The sequence below is a fragment of the Pseudomonas sp. MF6767 genome, assembly GCF_016405475.1.
Taxonomy (GTDB): domain Bacteria; phylum Pseudomonadota; class Gammaproteobacteria; order Pseudomonadales; family Pseudomonadaceae; genus Aquipseudomonas; species Aquipseudomonas paracarnis.
On sequence record NZ_JAEKCY010000004.1, the window covers coordinates 236,043 to 253,188 of the forward strand.

Consider the following 17,146-nt stretch of genomic DNA (forward strand, 5'->3'; position numbering starts at 1 on the left):
GTGATCAGGTCAGAACAAATCGATCGGCGCGCCTTCATCCGCCGGCAGCGGGCTGCCCGGCACTGCGCCGTTGCCCAGTTCGTTGACCGATGGCGGTGTGTCTTCGCTCTTGAACAGCTCGAAGTACGCATTCGGCGTGCTCGGTGAAGCTGCGCGGCCACTGATCGGGTCGATGCGCAGGCTGAGGATGCCTTCTGGCTCTGGCTGGGTGTGCAGCGGCTTGTCCTTGAGCGCTGCGCCCATGTAGCTCATCCAGATCGGCAGGGCGACGGTGCCACCAAACTCGCGGCGGCCCAGGCTTTCAGGCTGGTCATAGCCGGTCCACACGGTGGTCACGTAGTCGCCGTTGTAGCCGGAGAACCACGCGTCCTTGGACTCGTTGGTGGTACCGGTCTTGCCAGCGATATCCGCACGGCCCAGAGCCAGTGCGCGGCGGCCGGTGCCCTTCTTGATCACGTCTTGCAGGATGCTGTTGAGGATGTAGGTAGTGCGGCCGTCCACGATGCGCTCGGCAACCGCTGGCGCTTGCGGTTCGGCCGGTGCGCCGGCGTTTGCGGCCGACGGTGTGCCTGGCGTCGCCTCGATGGTGATACCGCCGTTGCTCGGTACCGCAAGCCCGTCGGTCGCGGCCACACCATTGACCACATCGCCGGGTACCCGTGGCGGGTTGGCGGTGAACAGGGTGTCGCCATTGCGGCTTTCGATCTTGTCGATCAGGTACGGCGCGATCTTGTAGCCGCCGTTGGCAAAGGTGCTCCAGCCGGTGGCGATTTCCATCGGCGTGAGGGTCGCGGTACCCAGGGCCAGGGACAGGTTTGGCGGCAGGTCCGACTTGGCGAAGCCAAAGCGCGTCATATAGTCGATGGTCTTGCCTACGCCCATCGCCTGCAACAGGCGGATCGACACCAGGTTGCGTGACTTGTACAGCGCCTCGCGGATACGGATCGGGCCGAGGAACGTGTTGGTGTCATTCTTCGGGCGCCAGACCTTGTCCAGATATTCATCGACAAACACGATTGGCGCGTCGTTGACCAGGCTGGCGGCGGTGTAGCCGTTGTCCAGCGCGGCACTGTAGACAAACGGCTTGAAACTGGAGCCCGGCTGGCGCTTGGCCTGGGTAGCGCGGTTGTAGTTGCTCTGCTCGAAGGCAAAGCCGCCGACCAGTGCGCGGATCGCACCGTTCTGCGGGTCCAGGGACACCAGGGCGCCCTGGGCGAGCGGCACCTGGCTGAATTTGAGGCTGTCATCCTTTTGGCGTTGCACGCGGATCAAATCACCCACCTGGGCCACGTCGGATGGCTGCTTGGGCATCGGGCCCATGCTGTTGGTGTTCAGGAACGGGCGTGCCCACTTCATGCTGTCCCAGGCTAAATGGGCTTCGCCAGAGCGGGTCAGCACTTGGATGCCGTCCTTGGTTACCTGGGTGACGATGGCCGGGTCCAGGCCGCTGATCGAACGCTGTTTGCCCAATTCGGTGGTCCAGGCACTCAGGGTCTTGCCCGGCAGGCGCGACTCGGGGCCACGGTAGCCGTGACGCTGGTCATAAGTGATCAGGCCTTCATGTACCGAATGGTTGGCGATTTCCTGCAAGTTGCTCGGCACCGTCGTGGTGACGCGGAAACCTTCGGTGTAGGCCTCGCTGCCATAACGGCCAACCATCTCGGCGCGGGCCATTTCGGCGATATAGGGTGCATTCACTTCTGGGGTCGGCACGTGATAGCTGGCGTTCAGCGGCTCGGCTACGGCACTTTCATAAGCGGCCTGGTCGATCTTGCCCAGTTTGTACATGCGGCCCAGGATCCAGTCACGGCGTTCTTTACTGCGCGCCGGGTTGGCCAGCGGGTTGAAGCGCGACGGTGCCTTGGGCAGGCCGGCGATCATCGCCATTTGCGCCAGGCTGGCGTCACGAATCGACTTGCCATAGTAGACCTGGGACGCGGCCTCGATGCCGTAGGCGCGGTTGCCCAAGTAGATCTTGTTGACGTACAGCTCGAGGATTTCATCCTTGGTCAACTGGCGTTCGATCTGCAGCGCCAGCAGGATTTCGGTGGCCTTGCGGGAAAAGCTGCGTTCGCTGGTGAGGAAGAAGTTCTTCGCCACCTGCATGGTGATGGTGCTGCCACCCGATTGAATGTGTCCACTTTTTACCAATTGCGTGGCTGCACGCACCAGGCTGCTGGGGTCTACGCCGTAGTGGTTGGCGAAATTATCGTCTTCGGCAGACAACAAAGCGCTGATGAAATTGGGTGGAATGTCGGCGAAACGGATCGGTGTGCGGCGCATTTCGCCGAACTCCGCGATCAGTTTTTCATCGCTGCTGTAGACCCGCAAAGGAATCTGCAACTGGATACTTCTGAGGGCCTCTACGGAGGGCAAACCCGGACTAAGGTAGAGGTAGGCCCCGCTGAGTACGAGCAGCAGCCCGCAAACGATGGCGACAATGGAGTACCCGAAAAACTTCAGCAGACGAATCAAGGCTTTTGGATTTCCAGAGAAAAGAATGAGTTACGCGTCGGGGATGCATGGCAAACGATGGATCGACCCGGGCAGCAGATAAAAAGCGGGAAAAAACGCTGGGCATTAAAGCATTTTTCAGCTTGGGGCGTCATTCGCGAGCCTTGAACAAGCCGACCGAATGCAAGGTGCCTGGCAGCAATCAGGCGAGATGACAGCCGGTATGACAGGGAAAGTTTTGGGGAGTTTTATGGGAAAGGGATTTTTCAGGCGAAAAGTCGACACGGTGTTGGGGGTCGATATCAATGACAGCGGCATCAAGCTGATCGAACTGGGCCGTTCATCAGGCGGTTTCAGCGTCCAGGGCTACGTTATGCAAATGCTGCCGCCCCAGGCGGTGGTGGACGGCACCTTGCTGGACCTTGAGGGTGTGGGCCGTATGCTGCAACAGGCACTGTCGCGCCTGGGTACCTCGGCCCGGTACGCCGCCGTGGCGGTTGCGGGCCCGTCGGTAATTACCCGGCTGATTGACATGGACGCCGGCCTCAGTGATGAGGAAATGGCCTGGAAGATCCAGATGGAAGCCGACCAGTTCATCCCCTATCCATTGGACGAGGTGGCCATCGACTTTCAGGTTCAAGGGCCATCGGCTCAAGGCCCGCAGTGGGTAGAGGTGATGCTGGCGGCGTGCCTGCGTGAGCAGGTCGAAGCGCGCGAGGCGGTTTTGGCCCTGGCGGGGCTGGTGCCGCGGGTGGTCGATGTAGAAGGGTTTGCATTGGAGCGCGCTTGCCTTCAGGATTTTGCCAGCTTCACGCCGGGTAATAGAGTCGATGGTGCACAATGGGCCTTGGATGCCCAAGGGATGGGAGTGGCTTGCGGGCTGGCCCTTAGGAGTTTCGCTGGATGACACGAATCAATCTTTTGCCTTGGCGCCAGGCCCTCGCGGAGCGCAGGCGCAAATACCTGTTGGTGCTATTGCTGGCGTTTGCCTGCGTGGCGCTCGCGGCACTGTGGTTGGCTGATCAAGTGATCGACCAGGCGATAGACCGGCAGGTAAGCCGCAACAGCCGCCTGGAAGAGCACATCGCTACCCAGGACTCGCGGATCAGGACTATCGACGACTTGCAGGCGCGAAGCCAGCAACTGGCCGAACGCATGAAGGTGGTTCAGGACCTGCACGATGCCCGCTCTTCCGGTGCCCGATTGTTCGAGCAATTGGCTCGCTCGGTGCCTGAAGGTGTCCATCTGCATGAGGTGGTTGCGAACGGCGACACCATCAGCATTCGCGGCACGGCAGAAAGCAACCAGGATATCGCCCGTTTGATGCAGCAACTCAAGCCAATCCACGGCTCCAGTTCGACCCGTCTGCAGCGCGTGCAAACCGAAGGTGCACGCGGCGAAAGTGAATTCCAGCTGATGGTGCGCCAGGGAGAGTCCAGCGGGGCGCAACCATGAGCCTGCCCAGGCTCGATTTTTCCACGCTCTCTTACAACGCTGCCAAATGGTCCCTGCCGGGCAAGGTGCTGCTTGGCTGTGCGCTGGCCGGCATGGTGTTAGTGCTAGGCGAGGTTTCGCATGGGGGGCCGCAGCGGGAGCGATTGCACGGGCTTGAGGCGCGGGAGCAGGCGCTGCAGCAGCAACTCACAGAAAAGATCGGCCTGGCCGCGAGCCTTGAGCTGCGCACCCGGCAAGTCCGGAGCATGGAAGACAATCTCGCCAGCCTTCTAGGGCAATTGCCCGGCGAGTCCGAGGTGCCTGCCGTGCTGGAAGACATCGCCCGGCTGGCGGCTGTTCATGGGGTGTGGGTCGAAGGCATCACCGTGCTGGATGAAGCGCCTCGGCAGCTTTATATCGAACAACCCATGCAGATAAGCGCGTCCGGGGTTTACCACGACCTGGCGACGTTTGTCAGTGCCTTGGGTGGGTTGCCACGGGTCGTTACCGTGCAGGATATTGCGCTCGGGCATCAGGGCGCCTTGTTGCGTCTGAACATGCTCGCCAAGACCTATCGCAGCACCCTGCAAAACGGCAAGGCCCGTCAGGTGCTCGACCCAGGGCCGCAATTTGTCTACGAACCCTCGTCCTTGCGCGACCCGTTCACGCCGCCCGCCTTGCAGGCGCCGCACGTTCCGGGCCGCCCGGCCTTTGCCCCGGATTTCACCCGGCGACGGGGACTGTTGGAGGGTATGCGCCTCGATCAGTTCGAAATGGTCGGTACGTTGTCCCGTGGTGCGCAGGCCTTTGCCTTGTTGCGGGCTGGGGCCAGGGTGTATCGGCTGGCGGTGGGTGATTACCTGGGGCCGGACCATGGCCAGGTCACGGCCATTCAAGACGCTGCTGTCGAGCTGGTGGAGCTGTTTCCCGATGGACAGGGCGCCTGGCTGGAACGCCCGCGAACCCTTGTGCTGAACGTCAACTCATAACGGAATCAAACAATGAAAAGGACCTTCTCGTCCTTCGGTGTGGCGCTATGGATAGCGTTGACGGCACCGATGGCTGCTGCTGTGCCCAATCGCCTGGACCTTATCCAACTGCCGCCGCCCGACAGTGCCCAGCCGTTCAGCTATACAGGCGCCAAGCTGACCCTGAATTTCCAGGACATCGACCTGCGCGCGGTCTTGCAGCAAATTGCCGATGTCGCCGGGCTCAACCTGGTGACCAGCGATGATGTGCAGGGCTCGATCACCCTGCGGCTCAAGGATGTGCCCTGGGACCAGGCTCTGGACCTGGTACTGCAAACCAAGGGCTTGGACAAGCGAGTCAAGGCGGGCGTGTTGCTGGTGGCGCCCGCCGATGAATTGGCTGCTCGCGAGCTGTTGATGCTGGAGTCGCGCAAGCAGATGGCCGAGCTGGCGCCCTTGCGTCGGGAGTTGCTGCAGGTCAATTACGCCAAGGCCGCCGACCTGGCCAAGCTGTTTCAGTCGGTGACCGGCTTTGAGGGCGCCACCGATGAGCGCGGTTCGGTGGCGGTGGATGACCGCACCAACAACATCATCGCCTACCAGACTGGCGAGCGGCTCGAAGAGCTGCGGCGCATCGTGGCGCAACTGGATATCCCGGTACGCCAGGTCATGATCGAGGCGCGGATTGTGGAGGCCAATGTCGACTACGACAAAAGCCTGGGTGTGCGCTGGGGTGGGCGGCTCACCCGCGGCAACGGCGGCGTTGGCGGTATTGCCAAGCCGCCGGCGGAGGGTGCCGAGCCGCCGCAAAACCCACCCAGTTCACCCTTTGTCGACTTGGGGTCGCTGGCCGGAACCTCGGGCCTGGGGATCGCCTATATCACCGACAACCTGTTGCTGGACCTGGAGCTGACCGCCATGGAAAAAACCGGCAACGGTGAGATCGTCTCGCAGCCCAAGGTCGTCACCTCCGACAAAGAGACTGCACGCATCCTCAAAGGCACCGAGATTCCTTATCAGGAATCCACCTCCCAGGGCGCCACCTCGGTGTCGTTCAAAGAGGCTTCGCTGTCGCTTGAAGTCACGCCGCAAATCACCCCCGACGACCATGTGATCATGGCGGTCAAGGTCACCAAGGATGAGCCCGACTACCTGAACCGGCTCAATGACGTGCCGCCGATCAAGAAAAACGAGGTCAACGCCAAGGTTCTGGTCAGGGATGGCGAGACCATCGTCATTGGCGGGGTTTTCTCCAACACCCAGAGCAAAGTGGTAGATAAAGTGCCATTTTTGGGCGATGTGCCGTATCTTGGCCGCCTTTTCCGGCGCGATGTGCTGGCGGAGAAAAAATCCGAGCTGCTGGTATTCCTGACTCCGCGTATCATGAATAACCAGGCGATTGCTGTGAGTCGTTGATTCTGTGCGAAATTTGATTCTTGTAGGGCCGATGGGGGCTGGAAAAAGCACCATCGGCCGTTTGCTGGCCAAAGAGCTGCGCCTGCCGTTCAAAGATTCCGACAAGGAAATTGAATTGCGCACGGGTGCCAATATCCCATGGATCTTCGATAAAGAAGGCGAGCTGGGCTTTCGTGACCGCGAGCAGGCGATGATTGCCGAGCTGTGCGGCTGCGATGGCGTGGTATTGGCGACCGGCGGTGGCGCCGTCATGCGCGATGAAAACCGTCGAGCGCTGCATGCCGGTGGTCGGGTGGTGTATTTGCACGCGTCGGTCGAACAGCAGGTGGGCCGTACCGCCCGTGATCGCAATCGCCCGTTGCTGCGCACCGCCGACCCGGCGAAAACCCTGCGGGACCTGCTGGCGCTGCGCGATCCGCTGTATCGGGAAATCGCCGATCTGGTGGTGGAAACCGATGAACGGCCACCTCGGATGGTCGTACTTGACATCCTTGAGCGCCTGCAACGGTTGCCACCCCGTTAAAGCCTGGCCCGAAATGCGCTATTCTCGGCGGCGCGCCATGACCTTATAAGGTATGGCGTAGAGCCACCAGGCGGTGTCGAGATGTCGACAGTGCCGGTCGTTAATACATCTTCAACGCGGGGACACATGCAGACACTTAAGGTCGATCTAGGCGAGCGCAGCTACCCGATCCACATTGGCGCAGGTCTGTTGGACCAGCCCGAACTGCTTGCGCCGCATATTGCCGGCCGACAGGTGGCAATCATCTCCAACGAAACGGTCGCGCCGCTGTATCTTGAGCGTCTGAGCCGCAGCCTGGCGGCGTACTCGGTGATCTCCGTGGTGTTGCCTGACGGCGAAGCCCACAAAAACTGGGAAACCCTGCAACTGATCTTTGATGGCCTGCTGACTGCGCGCCATGACCGTCGAACCACTGTGGTCGCCCTGGGCGGCGGTGTGATTGGCGACATGGCCGGGTTTGCCGCGGCCTGCTACCAGCGCGGCGTGGATTTCATCCAGGTGCCGACCACCTTGCTGTCCCAGGTCGATTCGTCGGTGGGTGGCAAGACCGGTATCAACCACCCGTTGGGCAAGAACATGGTCGGCGCGTTCTACCAGCCTCAGGCTGTGCTGATCGACACCGCTACCCTCAACACCTTGCCGCCGCGCGAGCTGTCGGCGGGGCTGGCGGAAGTCATCAAGTACGGCCTGATTTGCGATGAGCCGTTCCTGACCTGGCTGGAAGAACACATGGACGCCTTGCGCGCCCTCGATCAGGTAGCCCTGACCGAAGCGATCTCCCGCTCTTGCGCGGCCAAGGCGCTGGTGGTCAATGCCGACGAGCGCGAGTCCGGCGTGCGGGCCACGCTGAACCTGGGCCACACCTTCGGCCATGCGATCGAAACTCACATGGGCTATGGTGTGTGGTTGCATGGGGAGGCCGTGGCGGCTGGTACGGTGATGGCATTGGATATGTCGCAGCGCCTGGGCTGGATCAGCGCCCAAGAGCGTGATCGCGGTATCCGCCTGTTCCAGCGTGCCGGTTTGCCGGTCGTTCCGCCCACGGAGATGACCGAGGCGGATTTCCTTGAACATATGGCGATAGACAAGAAAGTGATCGACGGTCGACTTCGACTGGTACTGCTGCGCCACATCGGCGAAGCCGTGGTGACCGACGATTATCCAAAAGAGATTCTACAGGCCACGCTGGGAGCGGATTACCGCGCCCTGGCCCAGCTCAAAGGTTAATAAGACCCGATGACTAGTTTGCATGCCGACGAGGCGTTCCTCGGCCATTATCACTTGAGCCACGACCCCTTTGCTCCACGGGTGCCGGGTTTCAAGTTCTTCCCCGCCCAGCGCAAGCCGGTACTTGGGCAGTTGCATCACCTCGCGCGCTACAGCCAGTTGCTGCTGGTGGTGACCGGCCCTCTGGGCAGCGGCAAGACCTTGCTGCGCCAGGCGCTGGTGGCCAGCACCAACAAACAATCGGTGCAGAGCGTGGTGGTATCGGCCCGCGGTGCCGGTGATGCGGCTGGCGTACTGCGCGAGGTGGCGCAAGCGTTGAACGTCTCCAACGCCGAGCCGAACGCGATTCTCAAGCAGGTGGTGCAATTGGGCCTGACCGGCCAGGAAGTCTACCTGCTGGTAGACGACGCCGAGCAGCTCGACGAATCGGCCCTGGAAGCCTTGCTGGCGCTGGCAGCGGGTACGCCGGAAGGTCGCCCGCATGTGTTCCTGTTCGGTGAGTCGTCGTTGATCGCCGATCTGGAGCAGATCAGCGGTGAGCAGGAGCTGTTTCACGTCATCGAGTTGCAGCCGTACGAAGAGGAAGAAACCCGCGAATACCTTGCACAACGTCTTGAAGGCGCAGGGGCGGGTATCGAACTTTTCACCGCTGCGCAGATCTCTGATATTCACGAAAGCTCCGATGGCTGGCCTGGAAACATCAACCAGGTTGCCCGCGATGCCATGATCGAAGCCATGATTGCCAGCCGCTCTGCGGTCAAGCGTCCAAAGATGGGGTTCACTATGCCTAAGAAGCACGTATTGGCTATTTCCGCCGTTGTCGTGGTCGCTGTTGCCGCCGCCTGGTTGATCCCGGGCCGCAACAAAGCACCGACAACCACTGGCGCGCCAACCGAACAGGCGCAGTTGCCACTGGGCAAGCCCACGCCAAACGTCGAATTTGCCAACTCCGGCCAACCGACCAACCTGCCGATGGTCGGCCAACCTGTGATGCGCGGCCCTCTGGCAGAAGAAGCCGGTGGCATCTCCGAAGGCGACGACGGTGTGCCGGTGGAAGGCTCCAGCGCCACGCCGCCGACCGTGACCACCACCGCGCCACCTGCAGGCGTACCGGCCGGTGTGCCAGCGACGCCGGTTGCTCCGGTCGCCAAGCCGACTCCGACGCCGGCGCCCACCGTTGCTACCGCCAAGCCTGCTCCGGTGACCAAGCCTGTCGCACCAGCGCCAGCCGCCAAACCAGCCCCTGCCGCCAAGCCAGCGGAAAAACCAGCCGCCACCGTTGCCAAGGCCGGCGCTGCTGGCAGCAGCTGGTACAGCAGCCAGCCTACCGGTAACTTTGTGGTGCAGATCCTCGGCACCAGCTCCGAAGCCAATGCCCAGGCATTCGTCAAAGAGCAGGGCGGCCAGTACCGTTATTTCAAGAAAGTGCTCAACGGCAAGCCTCTCTACGTGATCACCTACGGTAGCTTCCCAAGCCGCGCCGCAGCCGATTCTGCCATCAAGGCCTTGCCAGCGAAGGTTCAGGCTGGTAAACCTTGGCCTCGCACTGTTGCCAGCGTTCAACAAGAACTGGCAGCAACTCGCTGAAGATCCGGCGGCCTTACCCAGGCCGCCCTCCCGGCACCTCAAAAAAATCCGCAAGTGCGTGCAGTCTCCCGAGACCGCGCGCTTTGTGGTGTCTGCGTCACAGTGGCTTTTGAGTCGTAGCGGTCAGAATTAAAAAAGTTTTGACTAGCACAGCATATCGCTTTAAACCTTTCATAAATGCGACATAGATTTGCGACATTTCGTCGCTAAATTTGTGAGCGTCTGTGTCGGTGTGTACAATGACCTCCCTTTTGCCCCCGCTAAGCCGGCGTACGTTCGGCGTGGAAGGTAACCGGTTGAATTGAAAAGAAATTTGCCTCGGTAAAAGAGGCAGCCTGGTGAGAAAGTGTCTATGAAAGCAGGTCTGTACCAACCCGATGAATTCAAGGATAACTGCGGTTTCGGCCTGATAGCCCACATGCAGGGCGAACCCAGTCATACCCTTTTGCAAACGGCCATCGAGGCCCTGACCTGCATGACCCACCGCGGTGGGATCAACGCCGACGGCAAGACCGGTGACGGCTGTGGCTTGCTGATTCAAAAGCCCGACCAGTTCCTGCGCGCTGTCGCCAAAGAGCAATTCGCGGTCGAACTGCCCAAGCAGTACGCCGTGGGCATGGTGTTTTTCAACCAGGACCCGGTAAAAGCCGAAGCCGCTCGCGAGAACATGAACCGCGAGATCGCCGCCGCCGGCCTGCAAATCGTCGGATGGCGCAAAGTGCCCATCGACACCAGCGTACTCGGCCGCCTGGCCCTGGAGCGCCTGCCGCAGATCGAACAAGTGTTCATCGCCGGCGATGGCCTGAGCGACCAGGACATGGCGATCAAGCTGTTCACGTCCCGTCGTCGTTCGTCGGTGCTCAACGCCGCCGACACCGACCATTACATCTGCAGCTTTTCCCACAAGACCATCATTTATAAAGGCCTGATGATGCCGGCGGACCTCACCGCCTTCTATCCAGACCTGAGCGATGAGCGCCTGCAAACCGCAATCTGCGTGTTCCACCAGCGCTTCTCCACCAATACCCTGCCGAAATGGCCGCTGGCCCAGCCATTCCGCTTCCTCGCCCACAACGGCGAGATCAATACCATCACTGGCAACCGCAACTGGGCCCAGGCCCGTCGCACCAAGTTCGCCAACGATTTGATGGACCTCGAAGAGCTCGGCCCGCTGGTCAATCGCGTGGGTTCCGACTCCTCCAGCATGGACAACATGCTCGAACTGATGGTCACCGGCGGCATCGACCTGTTCCGTGGCGTGCGCATGATCATTCCGCCAGCGTGGCAGAACGTCGAGACGATGGACCCGGACCTGCGTGCGTTCTACGAGTACAACTCGATGCACATGGAACCGTGGGACGGCCCGGCCGGCGTGGTCATGACCGACGGCCGCTATGCGGTGTGCCTGCTCGACCGTAACGGCCTGCGCCCGGCGCGTTGGGTGACCACCACCAACGGTTTCATCACCCTCGCCTCGGAAATCGGCGTGTGGGACTACAAGCCTGAAGACGTGATCGCCAAAGGCCGTGTGGGCCCTGGCCAGATCCTGGCCGTGGACACCGAGACCGGGCAGATCCTCGACACCGACGCCATCGACAACCGCTTGAAGTCCCGTCACCCGTACAAGCAATGGCTGCGCAAGAACGCCCTGCGCATCCAGGCGACCATGGAAGACAACGACCACGGTTCGGCTTTCTATGACGTCGACCAGCTCAAGCAGTACATGAAGATGTACCAGGTCACGTTCGAAGAGCGCGACCAGGTGCTGCGTCCGCTCGGTGAGCAAGGCTACGAGGCCGTCGGCTCCATGGGCGATGACACGCCAATGGCCGTGCTGTCCCAGCGCGTACGCACGCCGTACGACTACTTCCGCCAGCAGTTCGCCCAGGTGACCAACCCGCCGATCGACCCGCTGCGTGAAGCCATCGTGATGTCCCTGGAAGTGTGCCTCGGCGCCGAGCGCAACATCTTCCAGGAATCGCCTGAGCATGCCTCCCGTGTGATCCTCAGCTCGCCGGTCATTTCCCCGGCCAAATGGCGCTCGCTGATGACCCTTGAGCGTCCGGGCTTCGATCGTCAGATCATCGACCTGAACTACGACGAGAGCCTGGGCCTTGAAGCCGCAGTGCGTAACGTTGCTGACCAGGCTGAAGAAGCCGTGCGTGCCGGTCGTACCCAGATCGTACTGACCGACCGCCATATCGCGCCGGGCAAGTTGCCGATCCACGCGTCCCTGGCGACCGGCGCGGTGCACCACCGCCTGACCGAAAAAGGCCTGCGCTGCGACTCCAACATCCTCGTGGAAACCGCCACTGCCCGTGACCCGCATCACTTTGCGGTGCTGATCGGTTTCGGCGCTTCGGCGGTTTACCCGTTCCTCGCGTACGAAGTGCTGGGTGACCTGATCCGTACCGGTGAAGTGCTGGGCGACCTCTATGAGGTGTTCAAGAACTACCGCAAGGGCATCACCAAGGGCTTGCTGAAGATTCTGTCGAAGATGGGTATCTCCACGGTCACCTCGTACCGTGGTGCTCAGTTGTTCGAAGCCATCGGTCTGTCCGAAGAAGTCTGCGAGCTGAGTTTCCGTGGCGTACCGAGCCGCATCAAGGGTGCGCGTTTCGTCGACATCGAAGCCGAGCAAAAAGCCCTGGCCTTGGAGGCCTGGAGCGCGCGCAAGCCGATCCAGCAAGGTGGCCTGCTCAAGTTCGTGCACGGTGGCGAATACCATGCTTACAACCCGGACGTGGTCAACACCCTGCAAGCCGCTGTGCAGCAGGGCGACTACGCCAAGTTCAAGGAATACACGAGCCTGGTGGACAACCGCCCGGTGTCGATGATCCGCGATCTGTTCAAGGTGAAGACCCTGGACACGCCGATGGACATCGCCGAAGTCGAGCCGCTGGAGTCGATCCTCAAGCGCTTCGACTCCGCCGGTATTTCCCTGGGCGCCTTGTCGCCCGAGGCTCACGAAGCCCTGGCCGAAGCCATGAACCGCCTGGGTGCGCGTTCCAACTCCGGCGAAGGCGGTGAAGACCCGGCGCGCTACGGCACGCTCAAAAGCTCGAAGATCAAGCAGGTGGCCACCGGCCGTTTCGGGGTGACCCCGGAGTACCTGGTGAACGCCGAGGTGCTGCAGATCAAGGTGGCCCAAGGCGCCAAGCCGGGTGAGGGCGGTCAACTGCCAGGCGGCAAGGTCAACGGTTTGATCGCCAAGCTGCGTTATGCGGTGCCGGGCGTGACGTTGATCTCGCCACCGCCGCACCACGACATTTACTCGATTGAAGACTTGTCGCAGCTGATTTTCGACTTGAAACAAGTCAACCCCCAGGCCCTGGTCTCGGTGAAACTGGTGGCAGAAGCCGGCGTCGGCACCATCGCCGCCGGTGTGGCCAAGGCCTATGCCGACCTGATCACCATCTCCGGCTACGACGGCGGCACCGGCGCTTCGCCGCTGACCTCGATCAAGTACGCCGGTGCGCCGTGGGAGCTCGGCCTGGCCGAAACCCACCAGACCCTGCGCGGCAACGACCTGCGCGGCAAGGTGCGAGTACAGACCGACGGCGGCCTGAAAACCGGCCTCGACGTGATCAAGGCCGCGATCCTCGGCGCCGAAAGTTTCGGCTTCGGCACTGCGCCCATGATCGCCCTGGGCTGCAAATACCTGCGCATCTGCCACCTGAACAACTGCGCCACCGGCGTAGCGACTCAGAACGAAAAACTGCGCAAGGATCACTACATCGGCACCGTCGACATGGTGGTGAATTTCTTCACCTACGTCGCCGAAGAAACCCGTGAGTGGCTGGCCAAATTGGGCGTGCGTTCGCTGGAAGAGCTGATCGGTCGCACCGACCTGTTGGACATCCTCGAAGGCCAGACCGCCAAGCAACAACATCTGGACCTCACCCCACTGTTGGGCAGCGATCACATCCCGGCAGACAAGCCACAATTCTGCCAGGTGGACCGCAACCCACCGTTCGACAAAGGCCTGCTGGCCGAGAAAATGGTCGAAATGGCCGGCTCCTCGATCAACGACGCCAGCGGTGGCGAATTCGCCCTGGATATTTGCAACTGCGACCGTTCCATCGGCGCACGCATCTCCGGCGAAATCGCACGCAAGCACGGCAACCAGGGCATGGCGAAAGCGCCGATCACCTTCCGCTTCAAGGGCACTGCGGGCCAGAGCTTCGGCGTGTGGAACGCCGGCGGCCTGCACATGTACCTGGAAGGCGACGCCAACGACTACGTGGGCAAGGGCATGACTGGCGGCAAACTGGTCATCGTTCCGCCGGCTGGCAGTGTGTACAAGACCCAGGACAGTGCCATCATCGGCAACACCTGCCTGTACGGCGCCACCGGTGGCAAGCTGTTTGCCGCAGGTACTGCCGGTGAGCGTTTCGCCGTGCGTAACTCCGGTGCCCACACCGTGGTGGAAGGCACTGGCGATCACTGCTGCGAGTACATGACCGGAGGCTTTGTCGCGGTACTGGGCAAGACCGGTTACAACTTCGGTTCGGGCATGACCGGCGGTTTCGCCTACGTGCTCGACCAGGACAACACCTTCGTCGACAAGGTCAACCACGAGTTGGTCGAGATCCAGCGCATCAGCGGCGAAGCCATGGAATCCTACCGGAACCACTTGCAGCACGTGCTGGACGAGTACGTCGAGGAAACCGGCAGCGAATGGGGTCGCAACCTCGCCGAAAACCTCGATGATTACCTGCGTCGTTTCTGGCTGGTCAAGCCCAAGGCTGCCAACCTGAAATCGTTGCTTTCCAGCATCCGTGCCAACCCGCAGTGATATGCGCCTGAACAGTTTGATGAGGTTTTAACATGGCTGAACGTCTGAATAACGACTTCCAGTTCATCGATGTCGGGCGCAAAGATCCGAAGAAGAAACTGTTGCGTCAACGCAAGAAAGAGTTCGTGGAAATCTACGAACCCTTCAAGCCCCAGCACTCGGCCGACCAGGCCCACCGCTGCCTGGGATGCGGTAACCCGTATTGCGAATGGAAGTGCCCGGTGCACAACTTCATTCCCAACTGGCTCAAACTGGTGGCCGAGGGCAACATCCTCGCCGCCGCCGAGCTGTCGCACCAGACCAACACCCTGCCGGAAGTCTGCGGCCGGGTGTGCCCGCAAGACCGTCTGTGTGAAGGTGCCTGCACCCTCAACGACGGCTTCGGCGCGGTGACCATCGGTTCGGTGGAGAAGTACATCACCGATACGGCGTTCGCCATGGGCTGGCGCCCGGACATGTCCAAGGTCAAGCCAACCGGCAAGCGCGTCGCGATCATCGGCGCGGGCCCTGCTGGCCTGGGGTGTGCCGACGTGCTGGTGCGTGGCGGCGTGACTCCGGTGGTGTTCGACAAGAACCCGGAAATCGGTGGCCTGCTGACCTTCGGTATCCCTGAATTCAAGCTGGAAAAAACCGTACTCAGCCACCGTCGTGAAGTGTTCACTGGCATGGGTATCGAGTTCCGCCTCAATACCGAAATCGGCAAAGACATCACCATGGAGCAACTGCTCGCCGAATACGATGCGGTGTTCATGGGCATGGGCACCTACACCTACATGAAGGGCGGCTTTGCCGGTGAGGACTTGCCCGGCGTGTATGACGCGCTCGACTTCCTGATCGCCAACGTCAACCGCAACCTGGGCTTTGAAAAGTCGCCGGAAGATTTCGTCGACATGAAGGGCAAGAAGGTCGTGGTGCTGGGCGGTGGTGACACCGCGATGGACTGCAACCGCACCTCGATCCGCCAGGGCGCCAAGTCGGTGACCTGCGCTTATCGCCGTGACGAAGCCAACATGCCCGGCTCGCGCAAAGAGGTGAAGAACGCCAAGGAAGAAGGCGTGAAATTCCTCTACAACCGCCAGCCGATCGCCATCGTCGGTGAAGACCGTGTGGAAGGTGTGAAGGTGGTCGAGACCCGTCTCGGCGAACCGGACGCCCGTGGCCGTCGCAGCCCCGAGCCGATCCCGGGTTCCGAAGAAATCATCCCGGCCGACGCCGTGGTCATCGCCTTCGGTTTCCGCCCAAGCCCGGCGTCGTGGTTCGAGCAGTTCGAAATCCAGACCGACAGCCAGGGCCGCGTCGTGGCCCCGGAACAAGGCCAGTACAAGCACCAGACCAGCAACCCGAAGATCTTCGCCGGTGGCGACATGGTGCGTGGGTCGGACCTTGTGGTCACCGCGATCTTCGAAGGCCGTAACGCCGCCGAAGGCATCCTGGACTACCTGCAAGTCTGATGATCGTTCCCACGCTCTGCGTGGGAATGCCGCCAGGACGCTCCGCGTCCCGAACAGCATGACGCGGAGCGTGGGAGCGATCCTGCGGCGGCATTGCCGCGACAAATTGACCCGATAGACAAAAGGCACGGTGCATTCCGTGCCTTTTGCGTCGCGCTCTGAGAAAATGCCCGCACTTTTTTTGCGGATGCCGACATGACTGCCCTCAAGAACGACCGTTTCCTTCGTGCCCTGCTCAAGCAACCCGTAGACGTCACCCCGGTGTGGATGATGCGTCAAGCCGGTCGCTATCTGCCGGAATACCGCGCCAGTCGCGCCAACGCCGGTGATTTCATGAGCCTGTGCATGAACCCGGAGTTCGCCTGCGAAGTCACGATGCAGCCGCTGGACCGCTACCCACAACTGGATGCGGCCATCCTCTTCTCCGATATCCTCACCATCCCGGATGCCATGGGCCAGGGCCTGTACTTCGAAACCGGCGAAGGCCCGCGCTTCAAGAAAGTCGTCAGCACCCTGGCCGATATCGAAGCCCTGCCGATCCCTGACCCACACAAAGACCTGGGCTACGTGATGGATGCTGTGAGCACCATCCGCCGCGAGCTCAACGGCCGCGTGCCGCTGATCGGTTTCTCCGGCAGCCCCTGGACCCTGGCCACCTACATGGTTGAAGGCGGCTCGTCGAAAGACTTCCGCAAGACCAAAGCCATGCTCTACGACAACCCGCAAGCCATGCACCTGTTGCTGGACAAGCTGGCGCAGTCGGTCACGTCCTACCTCAACGGCCAGATCATGGCAGGCGCCCAAGCGGTACAGATTTTCGACACCTGGGGTGGCAACCTGTCGTCGGCGGCGTACCAGGAGTTCTCCCTGGCCTACATGCGCAAGATCGTCAGCGGCCTGATCCGTGAACACGAAGGCCGCAAGGTTCCGGTGATCATGTTCACCAAAGGCGGCGGCCTGTGGCTGGAAAGCATCGCTGACGCGGGCGCCGATGCATTGGGCCTGGACTGGACCTGCGACCTCGGCGAAGCGCGCCGTCGCGTCGGCAACCAGGTTGCCCTGCAAGGCAACATGGACCCGACCGTGCTGTACGCCAAGCCAGAAGCGATCCGCGCCGAAGTCGGACGCATCCTGGCCAGCTATGGCAAGGGCAGTGGCCACGTGTTCAACCTTGGCCACGGCATCACACCGGAAGTGAACCCGGAGCACGCGGGTGCGTTCTTGCGCGCAGTGCACGAACTGTCGGCGCAGTACCACGAATGAACGCCACCAAATAAAAAACGCCCGG

Annotated in this window: 10 protein-coding genes and 1 pseudogene; 10 read left to right on the top strand and 1 reads right to left on the bottom strand. The window is 61.4% G+C overall.

Annotation, left to right across the window (positions count from 1 at the left end; all coding sequences use genetic code 11):
- Window positions 1-9: 9 nt before the first annotated feature.
- A complete protein-coding gene (locus JFT58_RS09645; protein ID WP_371264130.1) occupies window positions 10-2,472 on the bottom strand; it encodes a penicillin-binding protein 1A in 2,463 nt (820 codons plus the stop codon).
- Window positions 2,473-2,704: 232 nt separating this feature from the next.
- On the opposite strand from JFT58_RS09645, the gene pilM reads away from it, so the two are divergent.
- The 10 genes and pseudogenes from pilM to hemE all read left to right on the top strand — a co-directional run bounded on the left by pilM (window position 2,705) and on the right by hemE (window position 17,121).
- Window positions 2,705-3,361 carry a type IV pilus biogenesis protein PilM gene (pilM, locus tag JFT58_RS09650; protein WP_054896274.1) on the top strand — a complete coding sequence of 219 codons (657 nt, stop codon included), beginning with the start codon at window positions 2,705-2,707 and terminating at the stop codon, window positions 3,359-3,361.
- Entirely contained in the window at window positions 3,358-3,909 is a 552-nt protein-coding gene (locus tag JFT58_RS09655; RefSeq protein ID WP_054896202.1) for a PilN domain-containing protein, read from the top strand. Before pilM ends, JFT58_RS09655 begins: the two co-directional genes overlap by 4 nt.
- Window positions 3,906-4,877 (top strand): pilus assembly protein PilP, encoded by a 972-nt coding sequence (locus tag JFT58_RS09660; RefSeq protein WP_103299429.1) that lies wholly within the window; start codon window positions 3,906-3,908, stop codon window positions 4,875-4,877. Before JFT58_RS09655 ends, JFT58_RS09660 begins: the two co-directional genes overlap by 4 nt.
- Window positions 4,878-5,012: 135 nt before the next feature.
- Window positions 5,013-6,272, top strand: a pseudogene (locus JFT58_RS09665) (type IV pilus secretin PilQ); the annotation flags it as partial.
- Between the two features lie 4 nt (window positions 6,273-6,276).
- Window positions 6,277-6,795: a shikimate kinase AroK gene (gene aroK / locus JFT58_RS09670; protein ID WP_003187914.1), complete on the top strand. Its 519-nt coding sequence runs from the start codon at window positions 6,277-6,279 to the stop codon at window positions 6,793-6,795.
- A 126-nt stretch (window positions 6,796-6,921) separates the two neighbouring features.
- On the top strand, window positions 6,922-8,022 hold the full coding sequence (gene aroB / locus JFT58_RS09675) for a 3-dehydroquinate synthase (protein ID WP_034125577.1): 1,101 nt from the start codon (window positions 6,922-6,924) through the stop codon (window positions 8,020-8,022).
- Window positions 8,023-8,031: 9 nt separating this feature from the next.
- Window positions 8,032-9,609, top strand: coding sequence for an SPOR domain-containing protein (locus JFT58_RS09680; RefSeq protein ID WP_054896205.1), 1,578 nt, complete (start codon window positions 8,032-8,034; stop codon window positions 9,607-9,609).
- Between the two features lie 352 nt (window positions 9,610-9,961).
- A complete protein-coding gene (gene gltB / locus JFT58_RS09685; protein WP_054896206.1) occupies window positions 9,962-14,407 on the top strand; it encodes a glutamate synthase large subunit in 4,446 nt (1,481 codons plus the stop codon).
- Window positions 14,408-14,439: 32 nt separating this feature from the next.
- Window positions 14,440-15,858 (top strand): FAD-dependent oxidoreductase, encoded by a 1,419-nt coding sequence (locus tag JFT58_RS09690; RefSeq protein ID WP_046070563.1) that lies wholly within the window; start codon window positions 14,440-14,442, stop codon window positions 15,856-15,858.
- 195 nt (window positions 15,859-16,053) lie between these two features.
- Window positions 16,054-17,121 carry a uroporphyrinogen decarboxylase gene (hemE, locus tag JFT58_RS09695; protein WP_034125581.1) on the top strand — a complete coding sequence of 356 codons (1,068 nt, stop codon included), beginning with the start codon at window positions 16,054-16,056 and terminating at the stop codon, window positions 17,119-17,121.
- The last annotated feature ends 25 nt before the right edge of the window (window positions 17,122-17,146 follow it).

Coding starts and splice junctions, on each gene's coding strand:
- hemE (WP_034125581.1), top strand. CDS start 16,054: ATGACTGCCCTCAAGAACGACCGTTTCCTTCGTGCCCTGCTCAAGCAA.
- aroB (WP_034125577.1), top strand. CDS start 6,922: ATGCAGACACTTAAGGTCGATCTAGGCGAGCGCAGCTACCCGATCCAC.
- JFT58_RS09690 (WP_046070563.1), top strand. CDS start 14,440: ATGGCTGAACGTCTGAATAACGACTTCCAGTTCATCGATGTCGGGCGC.
- JFT58_RS09680 (WP_054896205.1), top strand. CDS start 8,032: ATGACTAGTTTGCATGCCGACGAGGCGTTCCTCGGCCATTATCACTTG.
- pilM (WP_054896274.1), top strand. CDS start 2,705: ATGGGAAAGGGATTTTTCAGGCGAAAAGTCGACACGGTGTTGGGGGTC.
- gltB (WP_054896206.1), top strand. CDS start 9,962: ATGAAAGCAGGTCTGTACCAACCCGATGAATTCAAGGATAACTGCGGT.
- JFT58_RS09655 (WP_054896202.1), top strand. CDS start 3,358: ATGACACGAATCAATCTTTTGCCTTGGCGCCAGGCCCTCGCGGAGCGC.
- JFT58_RS09660 (WP_103299429.1), top strand. CDS start 3,906: ATGAGCCTGCCCAGGCTCGATTTTTCCACGCTCTCTTACAACGCTGCC.